The organism is Saccharomonospora iraqiensis subsp. iraqiensis (assembly GCF_000430445.1).
In the GTDB taxonomy this organism is placed as follows: Bacteria; Actinomycetota; Actinomycetes; order Mycobacteriales; family Pseudonocardiaceae; genus Saccharomonospora; species Saccharomonospora iraqiensis.
This window is the reverse complement of sequence record NZ_KE387049.1, coordinates 1,731-5,522: the sequence shown is the minus strand read 5'-3', so window position 1 is coordinate 5,522 and position 3,792 is coordinate 1,731. Positions and strand designations below refer to the sequence as shown.

The following is a 3,792-nucleotide window of genomic DNA, read 5'->3' as shown; positions in this document are numbered from 1 at the left end:
ACGGTCGGCCCCCGCCGCCCCGTCCGGCGCCGGGGCGCCGTCGGCGCGATGATGGGACCACCGCCCGGGCACACCCGGTCGGAACCACAGGCACGAGACGACGCGGGAGGAGTGCGAGTTGTCCGAACTCCGGGAGCCGTTGACGCGCGGGATGGCCCAGCTGTGGGAACTCGACGACGTCCTCTGGGAGGCCGACACCCCCTATCAGCACGCCGTGATCGCGCGGACGGCCCAGGGTGTCTCGCTGTTCTGTGACAACGATCCGCAGAGCACCGAACTGGCCCAGCGGCACTACCACGAGGCGCTGCTGGTGCCCGCGCTGCTGCTCGCCGACCGTGTGGAGCGGGTCCTCGCGGTCGGCTCCAGCGAGGGGGTGATCAGCGCGATGGCCGTCGAGGCGGGAGCCACCCACGTCGACCACGTCGACATCGACCGCGAGGTCGTCGAGCGGTGCGCCCGGCACCTGCCCTACGGCTACACCCCGGACGAACTCGACCGTGCCGTGCGCGGCGAGGGGCCGGTGACCGTGCACTACGCGGACGGGTGGGAGTTCGTGCGCGCGGCCGCGTCCGACGGCGAGGGCTACGACGTCGTCGTCGCCGACCTGCCCGGCGAGCGGGAGGACGACTCCCAACACAACCGGCTGTTCGGGGAGGAGTTCCTGCGCCTGTGTGCCTCGGCGCTGCGTCCCGGCGGGGTGGTGACCTCCCAGGTCGGCTGCCCGACGTTGTGGCTCAACGGGATGCTCCGGCGTGCCTACCGGCGGTTCACCGACGTCTTCGGCACGGTGTTCTACTACGGCTCCGACGAGTTCGACTGGGCGTTCCTCACCGGCCGGGTCGACGCCGTGGCCGAACCGGCCGCGCGGATGATCGACCGGTTCCCCCACCTCACCTACCGGCCCGGCACGCTCGACGCCGAGGCGCTGACGGCGGGCAGCGTGCTGCCCTACACCCTCCGCAGGGAGCTCGCCGCCGAACGGTCCTGACCACCGTCATCCCCGCGTCCCGTGGTCGTGCCACCGCACCGCCGCGACGACACACCGGAATGCTGCCGAGGCGAGGAGCCCGGCGACGGGAAGGGGCCACCACGCGGAGGTCACCTCCGCCAGGAACACGTGCACCCCCGCCGTCCCGGCGAACGCCGCCGCGAGCAGGAACAGCAGCAGGCGCTCGGCGGTGTCGGCGCGGGATGCGCGTCGGAGCATGACCACCGGCCTCCTCGGGTGCGGATGTGCGGCGTATCGCCGCACCCGCGCCGAGGGTTACGCCGGCACGGGATCCGCATCGCGGAATCACCGGCCACTGTGGCCGGACGTCCGGCCGGTGAACGGCGGACACATGGATGTGATCTCGCGCACACTTCACTCGGGTGGGTAACGGTGTACACCAACGCTGTACTGCGACGATCGGGTGAGTGCGGTGTCGGCGGGATGGTTGAGTGCGACCGGGGTCGCACGATGCATGTCACACGGGCTTTGCCCGGGGGCGTGTGGCACATAGAGTCCGTCAGACAATCTTCGCCTATGAGGCGGGCCTCGACACCCGTGAGCCGCGCGTCCCACCACGGACCGCGACGAGACGTCGTATTGACTCGTGCTCGCGGAGCTGAATAGCCTCCCCGCGCAGCGTCGGCTCGATGCGGTGTGGGCGGGCCGGACACGGGTTGGGGGCCCATACGGAACATGTCGCTGGAAGGGCCTTGAGCGCGTTGTTGAAGACGAGATCCGCCTCACGCAGTGGGCGTTCGACGATCCGGAACCGGATCCTGGCCATCGCCTTCGTGCCCAGCATCGTCTTCCTGCTCTCCGGATCGGCGATCTCGGGCTATCTGATCTACGACGCGGTCCAGGTCCGGTCGTTCGCGACGAGCGTGCACGACGCCGCCGAGCCCGCGGGGCGGTTCTTCGCCGCCGTCCGTGCCGAGCGCAGGCTGACCCTCCAGGAGATCGCCGGTTCGCGCTCGCTCGGCGCGCAACTGCAGGAGTCCCGGGCCGCCACCGACACCACCGCACAGCGCCAGGCACAGGCGCTGAACGACGTCACCGGCAGCGCGCCGGAGAGCGTGGTGGAGAGCGTCGAGGCGACGTTCCGGCAGGTCCAGCGGCTGCCCGGGTTCCGGCAGCGGGTCGACAACGGTGCGGTCACCCTGCAGGAGGCCTACGAGTACTACAACGGCATCATCGACGAGTACGTCCACGGTCTGAACAGTGTCGCGCGGGAGACACCGAGCGCCGAGACCGCGTACATGCGTCTGATGGCGATGCCGCTGTTCACCGCCTCGGACTCGATGTCCCGCGGTGACGCGCTCGCCGCGTCCGGCCTCTCCGGCGGCGGACTCACCGAGGAGGAGTTCCGCAGCTACATCAGCGAGGTCGGTGCCTACCACTCCGCGCTGGAGCAGGCGGTCCCGGAGATGATCCCGGAAGTCCGCGGGCAGTACGACCAGCTCGTCTCGAGCGAGGCGTGGGACACGCTGCTCACGGTGGAGAACGCCTTCCTCCGGGGCAACCAGAACAACCTGCCGGTGCCGGAGGACCAGTGGCGTGAGGCCGCGAGTGAGGTCAGCGCGACGCTGTGGGGCCTCTACGTGCAGCAGAGCACCGACGCGACGAACCTCGCCGTCGACGAGGCCGACGAGACCCTGGCGACCTCGATCGCCGCCGCCGCGGCCGTGCTGCTGGTCTCCGCCGCCGCGTTCTTCTTCTCGTGGCGCCTGTCGAACCGGCTGATCCACCGGCTGACGGCACTGCGTGCCGAGACGCTGGACATCGCCGAGGACCAGATGCCGCGCCTGGTGGAGCGTGTCCGTGGTGGTGACCAGGTGGACCTGTCCAACGAGATGTCCTACCTGGAGTACGGCGAGGACGAGATCGGCCAGGTCGCCGACGCGTTCAACAAGGCGCAGCAGACCGCCGTCGCCGCCGCCGTGGACGAGGCGAAGACCCGCGAGGGCACGCAGCGCGTGTTCCTCAACATCGCCCACCGCAGCCAGGTGATCGTGCACCGCCAGCTGCAGGCCCTCGACGCGGCCGAGCGCAAGCAGGAGGACCCGGACCAGCTGGACATGCTGTTCCGGCTGGACCACCTCTCCACCCGTGCCCGGCGCAACGCCGAGAACCTGATCATCATGGGCGGGGAGCAGCCCGGCAGGCAGTTCCGCAACCCGGTCGCGATCACCGACCTGGTGCGGGGCGCGGTCGCCGAGACCGAGGACTACAAGCGCGTCACGATGGGCAAGCTGCCCGCCACGGCGGTCGCCGGGCCGGTCGTCGGCGACCTGGTGCACCTGCTCGCCGAGCTCATCGACAACGCGACGTCGTTCTCCCCGCCGCAGTCCCGCGTCGAGGTGCGCGGCGAGCTGGTCGGGCGCGGTGCCGTCGTGGAGGTCGAGGACCAGGGCATCGGGCTGGAGCAGGAGGAGCTCGACCGGCTGAACGAGACGCTGCGCAACCCGCCGGACTTCAGCTTCATGGCGCTGTCCGAGGAGCCGCGGCTGGGCCTGTTCGTCGTCGCGCGGCTGGCCGCCAAGCACGGCCTGACGGTGACCCTGCGGGAGTCCGCCTACGGGGGCACCCGGGCCATCGTGCTGGTGCGCGCCGACCTGCTCAGCGACGTCGCGGAGAAGGGCAAGAGCGTCTCCGAGGCCGATTCGAAGTCCGAGGGCGACGCGCCCGAGCGGGGCGCGATCCCCGCGCTCAGCCGCAGGCCCCGGTCGTTGCCGAAGTCGACCGGGCAGGTCAACGGCTCGCACGACGGCCCGGGCGTCCCCACGGCGGACGCGGCCGACGAC

Annotated in this window: 3 protein-coding genes; 2 read left to right on the top strand and 1 reads right to left on the bottom strand. The window is 71.0% G+C overall.

Annotated elements, in window-relative coordinates; translation table 11 throughout:
* The first annotated feature begins 118 nt into the window (after nt 1-118).
* Entirely contained in the window at nt 119-988 is an 870-nt protein-coding gene (locus tag ACTIR_RS0103715) for a spermidine synthase (protein ID WP_026453265.1), read from the top strand.
* A gap of 6 nt (nt 989-994) precedes the next feature.
* Here the strand turns inward: ACTIR_RS0103715 and ACTIR_RS0103710 are convergent, their stop codons facing one another.
* On the bottom strand, nt 995-1,207 hold the full coding sequence (locus ACTIR_RS0103710; RefSeq protein WP_026453264.1) for a hypothetical protein: 213 nt from the start codon (nt 1,205-1,207) through the stop codon (nt 995-997).
* A gap of 494 nt (nt 1,208-1,701) precedes the next feature.
* On the opposite strand from ACTIR_RS0103710, the gene ACTIR_RS21545 reads away from it, so the two are divergent.
* Nucleotides 1,702-3,792: sensor histidine kinase (locus ACTIR_RS21545; protein ID WP_084789303.1), on the top strand; the 2,091-nt coding region annotated here is incomplete at its 3' end.

Excerpts from the sequence above, each read along its gene's own strand:
- ACTIR_RS0103710 (WP_026453264.1), bottom strand. The coding sequence starts at position 1,207 with ATGCTCCGACGCGCATCCCGCGCCGACACCGCCGAGCGCCTGCTGCTG.